The 18,825-nt window shown below is 56.9% G+C and carries 14 protein-coding genes; 6 read left to right on the forward strand and 8 right to left on the reverse strand.

Annotated features, from left to right (window positions below; translation table 11 throughout):
- Positions 1-129: 129 nt before the first annotated feature.
- The gene (locus tag ACZ48V_RS11415; RefSeq protein WP_464539249.1) at positions 130-492 is read right to left on the reverse strand and encodes a hypothetical protein; all 363 of its coding nucleotides are present in this window, start codon (positions 490-492) and stop codon (positions 130-132) included.
- Between the two features lie 199 nt (positions 493-691).
- Between ACZ48V_RS11415 and ACZ48V_RS11420 the strand changes: the two genes are divergently transcribed.
- From ACZ48V_RS11420 to ACZ48V_RS11445, 6 genes are all read left to right on the forward strand, one after another.
- Positions 692-3,655, forward strand: coding sequence for a tetratricopeptide repeat protein (locus tag ACZ48V_RS11420; protein ID WP_464539251.1), 2,964 nt, complete (start codon positions 692-694; stop codon positions 3,653-3,655).
- A 76-nt stretch (positions 3,656-3,731) separates the two neighbouring features.
- On the forward strand, positions 3,732-5,459 hold the full coding sequence (locus ACZ48V_RS11425; RefSeq protein WP_464539253.1) for a TonB-dependent receptor: 1,728 nt from the start codon (positions 3,732-3,734) through the stop codon (positions 5,457-5,459).
- A 119-nt stretch (positions 5,460-5,578) separates the two neighbouring features.
- Positions 5,579-5,803, forward strand: coding sequence for an HU family DNA-binding protein (locus tag ACZ48V_RS11430; protein WP_464539255.1), 225 nt, complete (start codon positions 5,579-5,581; stop codon positions 5,801-5,803).
- 16 nt (positions 5,804-5,819) lie between these two features.
- Complete coding sequence (locus ACZ48V_RS11435) at positions 5,820-7,391, forward strand: SPOR domain-containing protein (RefSeq protein WP_464539257.1); 1,572 nt, start codon at positions 5,820-5,822, stop codon at positions 7,389-7,391.
- A gap of 219 nt (positions 7,392-7,610) precedes the next feature.
- Positions 7,611-8,306 (forward strand): MotA/TolQ/ExbB proton channel family protein, encoded by a 696-nt coding sequence (locus ACZ48V_RS11440; RefSeq protein WP_464539259.1) that lies wholly within the window; start codon positions 7,611-7,613, stop codon positions 8,304-8,306.
- Positions 8,307-8,359: 53 nt separating this feature from the next.
- Positions 8,360-8,761: an ExbD/TolR family protein gene (locus ACZ48V_RS11445; RefSeq protein ID WP_464539261.1), complete on the forward strand. Its 402-nt coding sequence runs from the start codon at positions 8,360-8,362 to the stop codon at positions 8,759-8,761.
- A gap of 985 nt (positions 8,762-9,746) precedes the next feature.
- Here the strand turns inward: ACZ48V_RS11445 and ACZ48V_RS11450 are convergent.
- The 7 genes from ACZ48V_RS11450 to ACZ48V_RS11480 all read right to left on the reverse strand — a co-directional run bounded on the left by ACZ48V_RS11450 (position 9,747) and on the right by ACZ48V_RS11480 (position 18,620).
- A complete protein-coding gene (locus tag ACZ48V_RS11450; protein WP_464539263.1) occupies positions 9,747-10,526 on the reverse strand; it encodes a hypothetical protein in 780 nt (259 codons plus the stop codon).
- A gap of 347 nt (positions 10,527-10,873) precedes the next feature.
- Positions 10,874-11,950 carry a hypothetical protein gene (locus ACZ48V_RS11455; RefSeq protein ID WP_464539265.1) on the reverse strand — a complete coding sequence of 359 codons (1,077 nt, stop codon included), beginning with the start codon at positions 11,948-11,950 and terminating at the stop codon, positions 10,874-10,876.
- 122 nt (positions 11,951-12,072) lie between these two features.
- On the reverse strand, positions 12,073-12,735 hold the full coding sequence (locus tag ACZ48V_RS11460; RefSeq protein WP_464539267.1) for a hypothetical protein: 663 nt from the start codon (positions 12,733-12,735) through the stop codon (positions 12,073-12,075).
- 123 nt (positions 12,736-12,858) lie between these two features.
- Entirely contained in the window at positions 12,859-14,004 is a 1,146-nt protein-coding gene (locus ACZ48V_RS11465; RefSeq protein WP_464539269.1) for a formylglycine-generating enzyme family protein, read from the reverse strand.
- A gap of 112 nt (positions 14,005-14,116) precedes the next feature.
- On the reverse strand, positions 14,117-15,721 hold the full coding sequence (locus ACZ48V_RS11470) for a formylglycine-generating enzyme family protein (RefSeq protein WP_464539271.1): 1,605 nt from the start codon (positions 15,719-15,721) through the stop codon (positions 14,117-14,119).
- Between the two features lie 191 nt (positions 15,722-15,912).
- The gene (locus ACZ48V_RS11475) at positions 15,913-16,608 is read right to left on the reverse strand and encodes a hypothetical protein (RefSeq protein WP_464539273.1); all 696 of its coding nucleotides are present in this window, start codon (positions 16,606-16,608) and stop codon (positions 15,913-15,915) included.
- A gap of 467 nt (positions 16,609-17,075) precedes the next feature.
- Positions 17,076-18,620 carry a YifB family Mg chelatase-like AAA ATPase gene (locus tag ACZ48V_RS11480; protein ID WP_464539275.1) on the reverse strand — a complete coding sequence of 515 codons (1,545 nt, stop codon included), beginning with the start codon at positions 18,618-18,620 and terminating at the stop codon, positions 17,076-17,078.
- Positions 18,621-18,825: the final 205 nt, after the last annotated feature.

Consider the following 18,825-nt stretch of genomic DNA (forward strand, 5'->3'; position numbering starts at 1 on the left):
TATGTGCAGGTACGTGCAGGTACCTGCAATGAGTACCAGCACAAGCGTGGACGATCGCCCCCTCGATTACGCCTCGGGGCGCAGCACGCAACACCTGGCCTGAGGGTACCGGTGTTAGCGTGGGGTGCATTAGCGAGACAGTACGCTGACAAACACGCCCACTGCAAACGTACCGAGCATCACAGGGGTCTGGCGCTCACGGACCCAGTCGCGGGCCATGTCTACAGCGATCGATGCCGGGATAGCAAGCGTGCTCCAATCGTCTGAAACCGATGCCGGGGGCGCTCCAAACGGGTCGTTCCCGCCCTGCGGCTCCGCTCCAAACGGCGAGCCGCCGCCCGCGAAGGGTCCCGACGATGGCGATGCCGGCCCCTGAAACTGCTCGCTCGGCGAGGTGTCGAAGGGCGAGTCGGGAGCGGGCCCAGACGAGGGCTGCGAGGATGATCCGGAAGACGGATCGGAAGACGGGTGATCAGCGGATGGCGTATCCATAGCAGTTTTTCGGAGACTGATGTGGTGTGTCTGCGTTATGCATTGTAGGTTGTGCCTTGTACCTTGTTGCTGTAGGGTATGGGATACGACCCGTATTCGCAACCACGCCTGCCGGTTTAAGGGGTTCGCACGCAGGATTCACGCCGGCAGTGCGTGTACACGATTCGTTTATATGTGCTCTGTATTTGCCAACTCGCTTATGCACTGGTTTCGCCTCACTGTGGTTGCTTCTGTGCTTCTCTTTTTCGGATTGGGATCGCTCCCAGGTATCGCCCAGACGACAGCGCCGTCCGCTTTCGAGCGCGGCCAAACGCTTTTTGACCGGGGCCTCTACGCCGCTGCGGCACACGAGCTGGATGCGTTCCGCCATGCCCATCCACGCCATAGCGCTGCCCCCGAGGCCCTCTACCTGGAGATTCGCGCCATGCAGGCGCTCGAACGAACCGACGAGGCCTTTCGCCTTACCGAAGTGCTCCAGCGCCGGTACCCCACCCATCCAAAAGCAGGCACCCTGCTGCTCGCCATCAGCGAGGAGGCACTCGTCCGCGGCGATGCCGCAACGGCCCGCTCGTACCTGGAGCGCCTGCGCACCAGCGCCGACCCCGATGTGGCTGTGCCTGCAACCATGATGCTGGCGCAGCAAGCCCACCGCGACGGGGAGGTGCGCACTGCGCTCCAGCACTACGTGGAGATCGTACAGTCGCACCCCGAACGCGACGAAGCCCCCGAGGCGGCCTTTCGGGCCGGGCAGCTCTACCTGCAGGGCGATCGTACCGACAGCGCGGTGCGGGCTTTCCGGGCGGTGATCGACCGCTCCCCGAACAGTCCTTTTGCCGACCAGGCGCGCGAACCTCTCGCGCATGCTTATGCCCAGCTTGAGCAGCACGAAGACGTAATCGCTGTGCTGGAGGCCGCTCCCCAGCGCTCTGCACGCGCCAACACGCTGCTCGGTTATGCTTACCTGCATACAGCGCAGTGGAACAGCGCCGTCCGGGCGTTTGGCGACGCCGAACGGCAAGACAGCGCCTCTCCGCTCATCACCTACGGCCAGGCATGGGCCGTTCATCACCAGGGCGACCATGTGCGCGCCGCCGAGCGGTTTACCCGCGTAGCCGAGTCACGCCACGACCTGGCACAGACGGCCCGCTTTGAGGCCGCTCGCAACTACCAGCTCGCCGGCCGCCCCGATGCCGCCCGCGAAGCCTATGCGGCCTACATCGACCGGAACCCGTCGGATGAACGAGCCGACCAGGCCCTGTTCGAAGTTGGACGTCTGCACTACCAGCAGGGCAACTACGGCGACGCAGGGGCGACCATGGAGCGCCTCCTCAGTTCGTACGCCGGCTCGGCCCAGCGTGGGCAAGCGCACCTGGTACTCGGAAACGTTGCGCTTCAGCGTGAGGACATGAGCCAGGCGCTTGAATCGTTTGACCGGGCCAGCGAACTGGGGGCCGCCCCCGACTCTATTCGCGACGCCGTTGAGTTTCAGCAGGCATGGTCGCTCTACGAAAGCCGGCAGTATCGCGATGCCGCAGACGCCTTCATGCGCGTGCACGAAGCCGGACGCCTTGACCAGCGCGAGGAGGCGCTCTTCTGGGCAGGCGAGAGTCTTTTCCTCGCCGGGGCCCACAGCGACGCTCGAACCCGTCTGCAGCGCTACGTTCAGAGCAACCCGCGGGGCGCTTCGGCCCCCGCCGCACGGTACACCGTTGCCTGGTCGTACTTCAAACAGGAGCGCTACCCCGATGCCGCCCGTGCTTTCGAGCGCTTCCTCGACGCGTACGACGAGGACACACGCATTCCCTACCGCGCCGATGCTCAGCTTCGCCTTGGCGACAGCTACTTTGCACAGCGGCACTACGATGACGCGATCGATGCCTACGCCTCGGTCGACGAAACCGGCCGCGACTATGCGCTCTTCCAGATCGGAGAGGCCCACGCCCTGCGTGAACGGTTCGCAGCGGCCGTGTCTGCCTTCGACGAGCTCGTCGACACGTTCCCCGAAAGCCGATGGCACCCTGAAGGGCTTTTCCGGCGCGGGCGCGTGCACTTCGAGATGCAGGACTATGACGCAGCGCTTGCTTCCTTCAATACGTTTCTGCAGACCTACCCCGACCATCCGCGCGTGCCACGCATCCAGTATGGCATCGGCGATGCACACTTTAACATGGGCAACTTTGACGATGCGATCGTTGCGTATCGCGTCGTCCTGGAGGAGCATCCGGAGAGTGGCGTATTTGCTGATGCGGCGTCCAGCATCCAGTTTGCATTCGTTGTGCAGGATGATATGGAGGGGGCAAGCGACTTAATCGATGAGATCGCTTCTCGAATCGACGACCCCGCACGAAGCGACGCGCTTCGCTTCCGCGTTGCCGAAGCAACCTACCAGAGCGGAGATATCGAAGCCGCTATGCGTCAGCTGCGCCAGTTCGTACGCGTTGCCGACACAGAGGCCTACCTGCCTGAAGCATATTTCTTACTCGGTCGCGGCCACGCCGAGCAGCAACAGCCTGCTGAGGCACGCACTTTCTTTGAACAGCTCGTAGCCGGCTACGAAGATCATCCGCGCGTGCCTGAGGCTGCACTGCGCCTTGGCGAGCTCTACGAGCAAGACGGTAGCTACAGCCAGGCTTTGGACGCGTACATGCGCGCAGGCGACCACCCCGACGCTCCAACCGACGTGGTGGCCCGTGCGCGCTACGGCGAAGCTATGGCACTGCTCCAGCAAGGCCGCGCCGATGAAGCCGAGCAACTGCTCCGCCAGATCGTACGTGCACAAGATCCCGATCGCTTGGTGGCCTCGGCGCGTCTTGGACTGGCGCGTATCGCCGAGGAAGACGGGTCGCTACAAGAGGCCCAGCGCCTCTACCGCCAGGTCGCTGAAGCCGACGAGGGGGAGAGCGGCGCCGAAGCGCGCTACCGTCTCGGCCGCCTCCTGCGCCAGGCCGGCGAGGCGAACCAGGCTATCACAGAGCTTGAGCGCATTCCCGCACTCTACTCAGGCTTTCCCGACTGGATCGCACGCAGCTATATTGAGCAGGGCCGCGCGTACGAACAGCTCGGGCAGCGGGGCGAGGCGCAGCGCCTCTACGACCGCGTCATCGACCGGTACCGGGGCACGCCGTTCGCCGACGAAGCCCGCCAGGCTCGCGATGCCCTGTAGCGCAACTCCGCTTGTCTACCCGGCCTCCTGACTCCGCCTCTTCATTTTTGTCCTACGAACGCTCTACAAGCTTTATATGATGCGCTTCGCCCCCCTCACGCTTGTCCTTTTGCTTCTCACCGGCCCTACTTGGGCACAGGCACCTGATTCCGAGCCTGCGCTCCCCGAAATTACGCCTCGCGAGATTGAGATCCGTGGCGAGTATCGCGTGGTCTTCCCCTCGCTGGAACGCCCCACCCTGCAGGAGTTGCAGCCGCGTACCCGCGTGCAAGCGCTCCCGCTCGACGACCTCCCGAGCGCCTCCCCCCTTAACTTTCGCGTTGACGCCCTGCCACCGCTCGACCTTTCTGCGCCCCCTGCTGATCGCGGCGGACGCCTGTCCGTGCCTGCACTGCTCGACGGCATGAACGGCTTTCTGGAGGGAAGCGGCGGCCGCTTCACCGAGCGGCGCGTGGCCACCGAGCTTCAGTTTCCAGTCAGCCCGAGCACTTCGCTGCGCCTCCACGGCGATTACGAAGGGATGCGCGGCGACACCCCGTTTGCCGAGAGTGATGCGCGAACCGCCTATGACAGCGCCGATGGCGGCATCGACCTCTCGTACCGGGGTACAGCGTGGAGCCTCACCTCAACGGTAGACGGGGCCTACGATGAGTACGACCTATATGCACTGCAGGCGACATCGGGCACTGCCGAAAGCCCGGCTCGCCGTGCATATGCTCTCGGAACCAAGCATACGCTGCGCATCCACCAGGGCCTACCGTTTGCATGGACAGTCGGGTATCGCGTTCATGACGTAGAAACCGATCCCCTGCCGGCTCTAACACAGCCCCCTGCTACCGAAGCGACAACGCACCGCTTTGCGTCGGCGCTCGATATCACGTTCCCGCTCGCTGTCTTCGACTTTACGTTGGAGGGTGAAACAGAGCTTGTTGGGCATGCCGGCGACGGCGCGTTTTCTGGAGACAGCCGCCAGGGTACCCTGTACGGAATTGCTCGTCTTGTAGACCGTCCCGACTTAACTGTCGAGGCGGGTGCAGCGCTCATGAGTTTCGTAACCAGCCAGCAAGGCCCCGGCTTCGATGGCCCTACGACGAGCACGTATGGCGCACCGTATGGCCTCGTAGAGTGGATGCCCGCCGCAGACTGGCGCTTCTATGCGGAGCAGCGCCCTACGCTCACGCTCCACACCCCCATTGACCTTCTGCACACCAATCCCTACCTCAGCACCGAGGCTGACCTTGGGGGCACCGTACATACGCTGAACACAACTGCGGGCACATCGTGGTCACCCGGACCGGTGCGCGTTGATCTGTACGGTGGCGTGCGCTACAGCCCCGTGCGACAGTTTTTTGAGTTCGGCATCGCAAACGCTACGGGGTTGTACGCTACGCTCTACCGCGAATCCACCGCCTGGGAGGTTGGCCTGGATGCAACGCTGCAGGCGCTCTCTCCCTGGTTTGGCACCGTCGCATTCACCTATACCGAAGGCAGCCTTGCGGATGCGGATGGGCTTCCTTTTGTACCTCGTGCTTCTGCCGAGGCAACCGTCGGCTATCAGTTTGCAGACCGGCGGGCGCGCGTGCAAGTCCATCTGCGCGGTCAGGGCCCCCGCGATCTCGACCGCGAGGGAGTACGGTCGGCTCCAGGATTTGTCGGGGTAGGCCTCTCGGGCGATGTTCAGGTGACGCCCAACATTGAGTTTACCGGATACGTGCAAGACATTGGTTCTAACAACATGACCGAATGGCCGGGCTATCCGCGCCCTGTAGCACGTGTGGGCGGCGGCGTGCGCATCCTGTGGTAACTGAACTGAGCTCCCGCCGGATAAGAGCCTTGCGAATTATTTGTTGACGATGGCCAAAAAATGTGGTAGTCTACAATAGGCAGACTTTCACCATAACTCAAAACAGTATCTAAACTTGTATGGCTCGTCCGTCTCCAAAAGTGGTCCTTGAGTCGTTCTGTGCTGTGGTTCAGGAAGAACTGGCACAAGGGAACGATGTGACACTGCCTTATCTTGGCACGTTGAAGGTGGAACATGCATCCAGCGCAGTGCGGGATGCAAATGCATCGGATTCGCCTGTGTGGTCTCCGCCGCAGGGTCGAATTACGTTCGTGCCCCATGACGACTCGTCATTTAATTCATGAACGCTCGCTGGTCACTATGTCCGATCGCCTGCTATCTCAACTGTCCAAACGGCTGGGACTTCCTGAATCCAAGACAGCCCCTATACTGAAGGCGCTGCTCAAGCAGATACGCCAGCGTGCCGAGAAAAAGTCGGGGGTTACCATTCCCGATCTGGGTACGTTTGCTATGGGTAGCGACGGGAATCTGCAGTTCGACCCCGCACCTGCTCTTGAAGAGGCTGCCAATGAGGCGTATGCCGGTCTGGATCAGGAGCCCGTTGTACCGACCGAGGCGTCCAGTGACGAGGCGCCCAGTGACGTACCGGACTCGGCATCCGAGTCAACTTCTCAAAGCACCTCTCCCTCTCAGGAGGCTGGTGCAGCGGAGCCATCTGGTGTCTCCCAGCAAGCGTCGCAAGAGCGGCAGGATGACGATGCAACCGAAGAGTTTACGGCTCCCTCGCCCCCCTCATCCCGGAGATCCGGTGCATCTAAAACAGACGAGGGAGCTGACACCGGTTCCCTCTGGCCGGTACAGTCCGCATCCCCGCGCCCTGCATCGTCATCCCAGGAAACGGATTCTGGCACCGAAGCGCGTGACGCTAAAGCAGCTGCAGATACCGACGCAGTCGAGCCAACTCCAACTGAGTCATCATCCGAAGCATCTTCTTTGGCGCAATCAGAGCGCACTCCTGACGAGGACCTGCCAGACACCAACACCTCAGACGATGACCCACTGGATGACGACTTCTGGAGTCGGGATCGAGAGTGGGACCTTTCGAGTGTCGCCTTTGGCGATGCGCCTGACGAGGAGTTTGGCGATTCCTCTGAGGATGAGGAAGCAGAAACTACCGAAACCAGTGATTCGCCAGCACCCACCTCGGCTGTATCGTCTTCCGAAGAGAGCCCAGTGCGTGCGTCTCAGGCAACGGAGCGGACGAATGCATCCATCTCCTCGTCAGGGGCCTCATCTCAATCAACCCAGGAGCCTGACGATCCCGAAGACGTTGAGTCTGTCGAGAGTTCAGCGGATGCTTCTCCAAAAAGCAGCACAGGACGCATCGCTTTTATAGCTGTTTTGCTGATAGCTGCCCTCATTGGAGGGTGGATTGTGCTCGGCGAGCGCGGCACTGTCCCGAGTCCCGGTGCCCTTATCGAAACGCTACGTACGTCGCTCTCCTCCGATACCGACGCGGCGCCAGCTGCGGCTGATGCTGACGACGCGGAGACAGCCCCTGATCCTTCTTTGAGCGCTTCTACAGACAGCGAAGACGATGGCGCCTCTCCCGACACGGATGAAGCGCCGCCGTCGGACCCGGCTGACGAAACGGTGCAGCCCGCCCCCGATATTGACCCTGATGCAGGCGGCTGGACCCTCGTTGTCGCTTCTCGTACGCAGGAGTCGGAGGCGGAGGCCTTGCAAGAAAGTTATGCCTCTTCGCTTCAAGGTACGGGCTTGCCTGTGAGTGTTCTGCCGAGTGAGGGACCCGATGGGACGATGCGCTACCGCGTTGTCATCGGGCAGTTCTCTTCTCAGGAGGAAGCGCAGAACATCCGCGAGCTTCACAGTGCCCTCATGCCGGACGATGCCTGGTCTCTACAGCTGTAACTTGCAATTTGAAGGCTCCTGAAAGGTCGCTGCCGTTGTACTGATTTCGCTACGTACTACGTTTCTCGCATGCCGCGTCAGGAGTTGCTATGATTTAGGCGAGGACTGTAAGAAAATGCGACTTGTGCGCTCTACGTAACAGATGGGGTTGCATCCCATCCTCCTTGGCCTTGTTTTAGCTTATCACTGTTTCGCCTTCTTCTATCTACGCCGTTGCTTATGTACCTTCGTCTCCAGGCTCCGCCCGCATCCGGTATCGTTGAGGACACGCTTGCGGCAGCAGCCGATGAAGGCACCATGTCGGTGCTTGATATCTTGATTCAGGGCGGATGGGTTATGATTCCCATCTTGCTGCTCTCTTTCATTGCCGTCTACCTCTTTATCGAGCGCCTTCTGACAATCCGGCAAGCATCGAGCGATCCTGAAGTGATCACAGATCAAGTGCGTGATTACATTCGGTCGAACGACATCGACGGGGCCATCGCATACTGCGAGCGGAAAGACGTGCCTATTACGCGGGTCATTCGCCAGGGCCTGGAGCGCCTCGGGCGTCCGATATCTGAAATCCAGGATGCCGTACAGGCAGCCGGCAAGCACGAGACGTTTTTGCTGGAGAAGCGCACCAATATCCTGGCGAGCATCGCGAGCGTAGCACCTATGCTCGGCTTCTTTGGAACGGTCCTGGGCATGATTCGCGCCTTTCAGGATATCCAGAGTCTTCAGGGAAACGTGAACCCGAGTGTTCTGGCTGGCGGGATCTGGGAGGCTCTGATCACAACCGCCGCCGGCCTCTTCGTTGGGATTATCGCTTCGCTGGCCTATAACTACCTACTGGATCGCATTAAACGTCTCACAAACGGGATGGAGCGCTCGGCGACAGACTTCATCGATTTGCTTCAGGAGCCTGTTACGTAAGCTCGCCCTGACGCCAACCTGTTGCTCTCTGTAACTGCCTGAATCCCAAAGATATGGCTTTCGACTTTGAGCCGTCTCGTCCCCCTGTCTCATCGATCAGCCTCGCGGGCATGACCGATGTGGTGCTATTGCTTCTCGTCTTTTTTCTTCTCACTTCGAGCTTTGTACCCCAACTTGGCATCGAGGTCACGCTGCCCCAGGTCGATGCCTCTGCCCCAGTAGAGCAGCAATATATCACTGTTTCTCTCACAAGCGACGGAAGCTACTTCGTGGATGGAGAGCCTGTATCTGAAGCGCAGTTGCGTCAGCGCATTCGCGAGGCTCGTCGCACAGAGACCACGACGGTCGTCCTCCGGGCTGATGAAGGGGCCACGATACGTCAGTTTGCTACCGTTGCTTCAGCTGCGCAGGCTCTTGAGCTGCGTGTGCTCATGGCAACAGAGCGACGCGAGTAGTCCTTTTAAGAGATAGCACCTCTTTATCGCAGATGATAACATCTCTGCACTGGCAAATCGACGAGCTGTTAGGTACATGAGCGGGCTCTCTATTGCAGCCGCTAGATTCAAAAGTGTCATATCGCTTCAGCCTGTAACCTGCAAACACGGAGCGACCACACGGAGCCATTACTCTGCCCTATCTGTGAAGATGAATGGGTACAGGTAACGAGTACTCTCGCTGGTTCGGGCCATCAGATTACGACGTGGTCGCTTCTGGTGTCCATTTCTGTCTCTGCAGTTCCAGAGCAGTTCCAGAGCGGCAGCTTACTCTATCTTGCACCCTACAAGACAGGATAAGCCACATCCAGTTGGTACATGAGATCGCCGTGTCGGTCGCAAGCTCCCTCCTCGCGACGACAAGGTGTTAACGCGTATTTTCGTCGACTTGCTTAAGAACCTGTTTTGATTTCTTAATTTGGGCTCCGGGCGGCGGCGCTGGACTGGGGCCGAAGGTCATGCCCCTGGTGCAAATTGCCCTCGATGTCGGCCCGTAGCCCCGGCTACGAACCTCCATCGTGATCCAATTTTCGCCTCAGCGGCGCTCGCTCTCGCCTACAAACCAAAACCCAAACAGGCTCTAAGTGATGCAGGAAACAGAATACTGACCGAAGCCAGGAAGCAATGCCGACATGACCGTCAACATGGAGGGCCGTGTCGGGACGGACAAGAGGAGCCGAGGGCTCTTCACACCAGAGAACGTCTGGGTGGCTGTTAGATCGCAAGTGATGCTCTCCAAGCAGTCATCTCGGGTACGGCCCTCTTAGCGCCGCTGGTTCGGGATCTACCCGTCTCTCCGATTCGGCGCCAGTCGTTGATGAGCCCCTACAGGCATACATACAAAAAGGCCCCCTTCTGCTTACTGGCAGAAGGGGGCCTTTCGTGTGGGACACCCCGAGCGTCACGGGGATGTTGGTAGTATTCTTCACGCTTCAGAAAATCGCACTTATCCTCGGCGATCTCGGCGATTGCGCCACTCACTCAACACTTCCTGGAGGATCTGGCGATTCAGTTCCTCATTCATTTGCTGATTGACCATCACGCTCGGATCATTGCCGTTAAGGCGGTAGAGGGTAACGCTTCGGCGAGGATCAGTAACGACGTTCTCGAAAGTCAGCACGTCGCCATACGTCATCGTCTCCTGCTGATTGATGTAGCTCGTATTCACTTCACCAGTGCTAATGAGCGACTCAATAAGCTGCTGATCTTCGATTCTTGCTACGGTACGTTGCGTACCCGTTCGGTCTGTAATTGCGATCTGTATCTCCGAGATATCTTGCACTGGCCCGCGCCGTGTGGTGCGCAGGTCGTACCCAAGAATGATCTCATTTACGTTTTCAAGGGCGCCTCGAACAAGACCCTGAAAGTGCGAGTGCCGACTGATCGTGTCGTACATATCGTTCATCGGCATCTCAACAGGCTCATCGCCGCTGACGTAGTCTTCAGAAACGAGTACCTCAACATCTTCGTCGCGCATCCTCGTAAAGAGTCCCTGTAATGCCTCTTGAACCAAGTCGTTATTCCGAAAGCTAATCGTTACCCCATCGGCTTCTTCCGCATCCTCGTCAGCCTGCTGTAAGTCAGCATTGGAAACGGCCCGGTCTGCAGACATCGGCACAATGAGTTGCACGTTCGATGACCACTGTGCATTGCTTTCGACAGTTATGTACAGCGAAACAAACAGCAGTAAGAAAAGCGTTGAGAGCAGTTTACTTACTTTAGGCATATTGAATCTGTTGATGTTATAGGTATCTGAAACGCTTGCGTATTGAGAATCGGGCCAACTGTACTCCTTGCAGGAACTGGCAGGCTTGTGTTTCCCCTCATAACAAGCGTTAGTGCATTCGGGGGATGATGTAGGCTTTTGTAGTACCGGCTCCGTCATTGGCATCAGGGAGTTATGTAGAGTAGCCATTCACGGTGTGACTACACAAAGCCTGTGCCAGCAATTTTCTGATGCCAGTACTACCACGTCGTATCCTCTTCAATGTAAGCGCTGAAACGCTTTTCACGTTGCTCTACGCGGAGGCTACTCTCCACTTCCCTTAGGATGAAGCGCAGATATCAGACCTCCTAAAGCTGTACGTTGAATGAGGATGTGACACGCGACAGATCAATTTCGCCTCTGATTGCCTGCCCGGCGTAGTTCTGCCGATACATCCCTGTTATCCGAATGCGAATATCCGTGCCTGGTGTGATGCCTCGGTTATTCAGTCCCTGTGTCATATCCAGCACACCTGTTCTTGTATTGAGGCTATACTCCGTGTCGTCAAAGTCGCGAAATCCAATTCCGTCTCGGTAACTAACCGTCACGCCATCCACAAAGTAGTTGGCATCGCTGCTGTAACGACTTGCGAACTCTGCATTCGGTTGTACCTCAATTTCAACTTGCCCTATACCTCTAAGGCTTTCCCCAGCCTCAAGTGCTGGTCCATCTGCACGGGCAAGACTAACCGTCGGGTTAGGCGGCGCAATCACACCGAATGACTGACTTCCGAGTGCGATGTCATTGCCATCCTGCTGGAGCAAGTATGCAAACACCTCAACTGACTCTTGTCCACCAGCCGGGCTGAGCGCAAGTGTTCGCTCCATCCCCTCAACGGATTGTCCTTCTCCTTCTATACGCAGAGGCTCGTTCTCTAACCCTGGCACCTGGATACGGACTTCATTGCGGACGTTGCTGTACAACGCGTCGGCGGCAACGGTCTGAGCCAACACTTCGGGACGGTTCACAACGAAGCTCCCACTCACGGGCTCTTCAACTGCGTTCCCTTCTACGTCGCTGTAGACGAGCGTTGCTTCGTACTCGATCTCAGCGCGGTCTTGCCCTTCTTCGAGAAGGTTACCGGTATCCATAACGATCATGGAGCGCATCACACCGTCTCTTCCTTCTATCTCTTCGACGCGAAGGCGATCGTCATCGACCCTGATCTCATATTCGGTGGGTGCAGCTGCAAGATAAGCGCCAGCTTGGTGAGTCTGGCCGAGTACCATGTTCTCTTGTCCTACGACCAGAGACTCAATGCTCTGAAAGAAGGGAGTACTGGCATCAATATCAAAGGTACTGAAGGCGTATAGCAGAATCGGCAAGTACAGGGCCAGCATGATCTGGTACCTGAGTGTTTTGATTCTGATTGTTGCGTCTTTCATAAGAGAAGGTACTCAAAAAAGCACATTACGGGTAGATAGCAGAATGATGTGGGCTCAAGGAGCAGCGTTGATGTTTCTACTCCGAAGGCATCCACAGAGGGCAGAAACCCTTAATCAATCTCTCAAGACTTTCCATTGCCCTTATTGGGAGCGTTGAATGTACGGAAGCGAGAAAGCATTTCGTCCAGATCACTCCGCATATCTTCTACAGTAGATCCAGCGCCCTCCATTTCATTTCCAAGCGTGCGCATTCCTTCTCCGAGGCGACTTGCATCTTCTGCAAGCTCACCACTTGCTACCTCAGACAGCTTTGTACGCATGTCTTTCACAGCTACACGGGCTCGTTTCATCTCACCAGCCATGTCATGGATTTCTCCACCAAACTGCTTAATTTCTTTTCCAAGCGCACTCATCATGACGTTAAGATCATCGTTGACCTTTTTTTCCATCATTTTGCGTGCCGATGCACTTGGGGCCGGGCCTTGTGCTGCTTGTACAACGGCAGCACTCGCCGCGCCCTGGGCTGCTTTTTTACCCTCTTCGGTTTCCTCGTAAGGCTCCATAAAGAAGGCCTGGACGAGCTCAAGCATTCCCATGATGATAAAGGCACCGGCCTCACCGAGGAAGCCTACTACCATAAATGTATCTGCGTAGGGTTCAGCTGCCGGGTTGTCCCAGATCTTGAAGAACACCCCGAGGATTGCGGCGGCGCCAAAGATTCCAATGAAGAAACCGAGCACCTTTGTTGTCAGCTCGAGAATGTATTCTTTCTGACTATTAGCCATGATGCTTAAATGTTGTTGGTTTGAAGCGATGCTATAATGGTACTACCTGAGTGATACGAGGTCTGCGCAAGCAAATCTCACACCAGCATCAGAATATTGAGTCGAAGCTAACAGTTAGCTACCCTACACGTCTGAAGGAGGCTCAGGGAACTCAGGCTCTGTGTCGGGCTCGGGAAACTCAGGATCAACCTGTGGTTCTTCCTGAGGTTCTGGTTCTTGCACACCGGGGAGGTCGGGAATGTCGCCTGTTCCTTCAACCTGAGTGAGGTCAGCTGCACAGCGGAATCCAATCTCCTGACTCCCTCGATCTTGGGGTTGGCTGTTACGAACACCCACACCGATGTCGAAAGAGTTCGATGCCCAGGACCCGCCGCGAATCACACGCTCATCGCGAGTTTCGTCAACAAACGGTGCCGGGTCAGACTGTCCTGACTGATAGTGATCGTAGGTCGGGCTGTAGGTGTCCTGGACCCACTCTGCTGCGTTTCCTGCCATATCATGGACTCCCCATCGATTTGGCGGAAACACGCCAACGGGCGCTGTACGGGAGTAGCCTGTCGCAGCGGGATTTCCTTCGGGGCTGAAGTTGGCGAGATAACGACCCAGTCCATCAGTGGTACGAAATCCGCGCCAGGGGTAAACGGCCCCTATCTGTCCTGCACGAGCTGCATACTCCCACTCGGCCTCGGTCGGGAGGCGCCGGCTTCCATTCCATTCACAGAAGCGCTGCGCGTTTTCCCAGGTGACTCCGAGGACCGGATGATCTTGAAACTGTGGCTGGGCAAGGTAACTACGCTTGGCCTCGCGATCGCCCCCCCATGCTCTCACATCAGGTAGGAGGCTCGCATCGTTTTGGTCTTGGATGAACTCCAGGTACTCACGGTTTGTCACTTCAAACCGATCGATATAGTAGTTTGGCATAGCAAGTACGACGCGTCCGGCTTGCTCGCGATCGTAGACATCTTCGTCCGTCAGTCCCATAATGAAGGTTCCTGTGGGAAGGCGAACCATGTCTCCATATGAGGGGCGCGTGGGGTCGTCACTGGAGGCAGTAGAACTGAATGCAGCGTTAGTAAAGACTGCTCGGGTTGCTTCTGTGGCAGGCTTTTCTTCGGGAGCGTCAACTTCATCACTGACACCCACGTGCTCTGTATCTGTCAGAACAGCGCCTTGCTCGCCCCCAAACGATGCCATAAACACCAGCAGAGCTGCCGACGCTATTGCACCGATAGAGAGCCAATATGCCAGTCTATTCTTTGCTGTTTTCATACTTGTGAGCTGTTAAAAGCAATGTGTAATTCTAATTGACAAAGCAGTCTGCGTACGACAAGGAGCCACTCTGCAGCACATGTCTGTAGCAGGGGATTTTGGCTATCGGACACTATGGCTCGGGAAACTCAAGGTCGAGATCATCCCCCTCGTCTGTACCAACATCTGGAGCATCTGCTTCCGGAGGAGCCTCAACCTCCTGCTCTTCAAAAGCGTCAATATCTATCTGACTAAGCGTGGCCGCGCAGCGGAAGCTAATTTCGTCACCGCCGATTGATGTTTCGTCGCGCACACGTTCCAGCGGAATGTCTCGCGGAGCGCGTTCACGAACGCCGACGCCAATCTCAAATTCGCCTGAGCGCCAGGATCCGCCGCGGATCGCCCGCTGATTTTCACGGGGATTGGTGTGACGCGGATTACGCTCTGCGTGGCGTCCGTAGTCGCGCGTCCATGCATCCGCTGTCCACTCGTAGGCATTCCCGGCCATATCGAAGAGTCCCCACCGATTTGGTTCATAAGAACCAACAGGGTCGGGATTGGACGAGTTGAAATTGGCAAGCGGCTGTCCTCGTCGCTCGGCACTCAGCCCAGGCCATGGATATGCAGCTCCAAGAACGCCACCTCGTGCAGCGTACTCCCACTGCGCCTCTGTCGGCAGGCTATGCCCGCGCCATTCGCAGTACGCATCAGCTTGGTCCCAGGTAACATGCAAGACAGGCGAGTCGGGCTCGCGCTCAAAGTAGCGCTCTGCCTCTGCATCTGGGAGATTCAATTCGTTACTCTGGAGCTCTTCACCGGTCAGATCATCCAAAAAGCGCCGGTAGTCGGCATTCGTGACCATGTTCTGATCCATAAAGAATCCGCTCATCGAGATGCGGAGACGCCCCGGATCTTGATCCAGATCACTCCGTGGATCCGTCGGCCCCATCAAAAATGTACCACTGGGAAGACGGACCATATCGCTGTGATTGTCAAACTCAAATATGTCTTCGTCGGGATCGACTTCGCGGTCATATGGCAGGCGCCCAGGGTCCCCAAATTCACCGTAGAAGCGAGCAACCTCTACCGTCCGTGGGAGGGTTAATGGGTTTCCACTGGCAACCAACTCCCCTTTGGTATAAGGAATATCAAACTCCAGGTCAGAAACGGCCAGTTCGTCGTCGCCGGGGCAGTATCCAAAAGGCCCACATTCCGCTGCACTGGCTTCTGCCAATGCATCACGATCGTCGCGCACTCCGCGAGCAGGGACCTCACGATCAATGCGATTCAGGCGATACACCACGCCCAGGGTAGGCATAAAGCTGGCCACCAGTTCGGGCTGCACCACTCCCCCATTGATTTCCTCCGTCCACGCCCATCGACCCGCAACTTCGGCTTTCAGGCTGACATCACGGCCAATAGCGTAATCAAGTCCGAGTCCAAGCGGGAACAGTGCACGCTCCGTGTCTTCACCGAAGATGAAACGGCCGTACCCTGCATATATATACGGGCTGACCGGAGAATCAGAACCGAGCACATGAAACTCAACTCCAACATCTGCCGAGGTAAGCTCTTGATAAGTCAGCCCTCCTCGAAGTCGAGCTACGCTGTTCAGATCGAGCATAAACCCGCCTGAAATAGCTGGATTGGTGCCGTCCAGCTCCGAGAGCCCCGTCTCTTGAGAGAGCAAGGTACCGCCGGAGACAAAGAGTCGCTGCGAGAGCGCGTCTGTTGGCATACTGATAAGCACGGCTACCAACAGTGCAGTAAGCGTTGAAAAGGTGTGCCTGATTCGCATGGTTATGTATTAAAGTGCAGAATTCAGAAAGCAGATCCAGAGGCGGGTTGCTTCAGAGGCTACGCAGATTGCAAGGCGCATAGCCCCCTTTATTGATCGCCCGTCGGTTGCGGGTCCGTATGACGGAGCCCCTAACGGAGCAGATCAAATCGGTAGGTAATGTCGATAAAACCAACGTAATCAGGTCGCTTCACACCGTCGATGCCCGTATGCCCATCAATCATTCCTGACGTTGGGACGCGGACCCCGATGCGAAATGTATCAAACATTGATACGCCTGCTACAAAGGACCCTGTGACACGGCTTCCAAGCTCATCGAACCGATCGTCATCGGTCGGAAAGTTCTCGTAGGTAGGTTCAATCACAAAGAGCGGTCCACCTCCCAGGAAGACCCGAAACAGCCCTTGCTGGATGTACGGCAGGTCGTAGTCCGCTGTAAAATCAAGAGCAAGAAGGTTGTTTGTAAACTCAAGCGGTACGTTTTGCCCGGTCGTCTTTCCTGCAACACGGTTATACTGCAGCGTTGTATTGAGCCCATACTGCTCAAACTCGCCAAAGCGCCAGTCAACGCCTACCATTGCTGAGGGATTGGCAGAGGTTGCATACTTGAGCACGTTGTTGTTCGGGTTTCGGCTCAGGTCTCCCTGGTAGGTGTTGATTCCGAATCCGATTTTAACGCCATGAATAAATGGACTCCCTGACGCTTCCTCTTCGTCTTCTTCTACACCCAGGCCCTGCAGCCCTTGGGCCTGTACAGGCGCGAACAGGAGCGAGCCAACAACGAACAAGAATGCAAATGTGATTACGTATGGTATTCTGGTAGGCATGTACCCAACGCCGTGAATTTTTGAGAATCGAGTGCTCTAACCGTGTTCAGTGTACCGCTTTGCCATGTACACTTTGTCAATGGTACGCCTCAGAAGCCTAAGTGGCAAACTGAATTGGCGTGATAATAAGAATTTTCCAAACAAGCAACCCATCAGATGTACACGTTCACGATACTAAAGGGGCAATCTGACAACATTCCCCTTGCAGGAGCACATAAAGGTGGGAACTGCTAAGTCAATAGCATGATGCTATTTGAGTGTAGCCATTCTTTGGCTGACATGCAAAAAAGCTTGTTGGCACGCTGCGCATCTATAATCCCTTTCGCTTTCGAATTATAGGGAGGAGCCACCTCAACATTGGCGTACTTTCCCATGCTCCTTTTTCCTGACGTTTGATGCGTCCCTTTGCTTTTGGCAATAAACTACATCCTCGCTTTTTGCACACACTCTTTTAACACCCAAGACGGTTAACCATTCCACCAGTCACGATCGAGTGAACGATACTGTATCGCTTCAGATACGTGAGCGGGCCGAATCGCTTTGGAGCCGTCTAAGTCTGCGATAGTCCGTGCTACCTTCAGTATGCGGGTGTAAGCACGTGCACTCAACCCAAGACGGTCAATTGCCATCTTAAGAAGTCCGGCACTGCGTTCGCCCAATACACAATGTGTCTGTACAGCTGATGCTCCCATCTGTGCGTTCGCATGAATCGTTCCATGCTCCTGAAATCGAGCAGATTGCCGCTTCCGGGCCTGTACCACCCGTGCACGAATCTGATCGGAGCGTTCTGCGCCTTCGGTTGGCGCCTGCAGCTCGTCAAAGTCGACGGGCGCCACTTCAATGTGCAGGTCAATCCGATCCATGAGTGGACCGCTAATTTTTCCGAGGTAGCGCTGTACCTGTGCCGGTCGGCATACGCACTCGCGCTTCGGGTCGTTGAGGTATCCACATGGGCACGGATTCATACTTGATATAAGCATAAACCGCGCCGGGTATGTCACGGTCGTGCGGGCCCGACTGATCGTGATCTGTCCTTCCTCTACAGGCTGCCGCATTACCTCAAGCACGCGACGCTGAAATTCGGGCAGTTCGTCCAAAAAGAGCACCCCGTTGTGCGCTAACGAGATCTCTCCTGGCGTCGGATTGGCTCCGCCTCCGCAGAGACCTGCATCGGATATGGTGTGATGCGGGGACCGAAAGGGGCGCTGCTCCACCAGCCCTTTGGCTGGGTCGAGCATGCCGCTCACTGAATATATTTTCGTGGTCTCAAGCGCCTCAGCCGAGGTGAGGGGCGGCAAAATACCCGGCAATCGTTTCGCGAGCATGGTCTTCCCCGAGCCGGGCGGCCCAACCATAAGCACGTTGTGCCCGCCCGCAGCAGCCACTTCAAGCGCACGTTTTACATTCTGTTGTCCGCGTACATCGGCAAAGTCGATGCACTGGTCAAGCCGCGTGTCTGGAGACGGTCGCGCCGCCTTGTACAACGTAACCGCATGCTCTCCTTCAACTAAAAACCGTATTGCCGCTTCCAGTGATGCAACCGGTACCACCGTGAGCCCCTCAACCACCGCCGCCTCTCGCGCATTTTCTTTCGGAACCATTACATATTTACACCCTTTTGCGCGAGCGGTAATAGCCATAGGAAGAATACCCTTCACCGGTCGCACGCTTCCATCCAATGCTAACTCGCCCATGATCCACGTCGCATCAAGCCGGTCGGGGTCAATGCGGTCGGTGTATGCAGCAAGTAGCCCAATGGCCAGCGGCAGATCGAAAGCAGATCCTTCTTTTGGAACGTCTGCCGGTGCCAGGTTAATCGTAATGCGCCCTCGCGGCACAGGCAACCCATTCGTCTTCAGTGCCGAAGTCACCCGATCATGACTCTCTCGCACAGCCCCGTATGGAAGCCCTACAACCGTATATTTAGGAAGCCCCGAGTCGATATGCGTTTCTAACTCGATTGGCAATGCGTCAACTCCAATAGTTGTGCTGCTCCAAACCCGGCTCAACATAAGCACGATCAGCAGTCTGTTTCAGATGCGTTTAAGGGGGCCATGCTGTTGACCCTGACATGCATCAGATCGTAACGTGGTAAGGAGTCCACCCTGCCTTGCCCTGCCCTTAGAACCTGTTTTGATTTCTGATAGTGGATAGACGCTAAGTGATGAAGCGATTTGACACCGCAGCCTCGTCTCGGTCGAACCCCCTCTCCCTACG

It is taken from the genome of Longimonas haloalkaliphila (genome assembly GCF_055379825.1).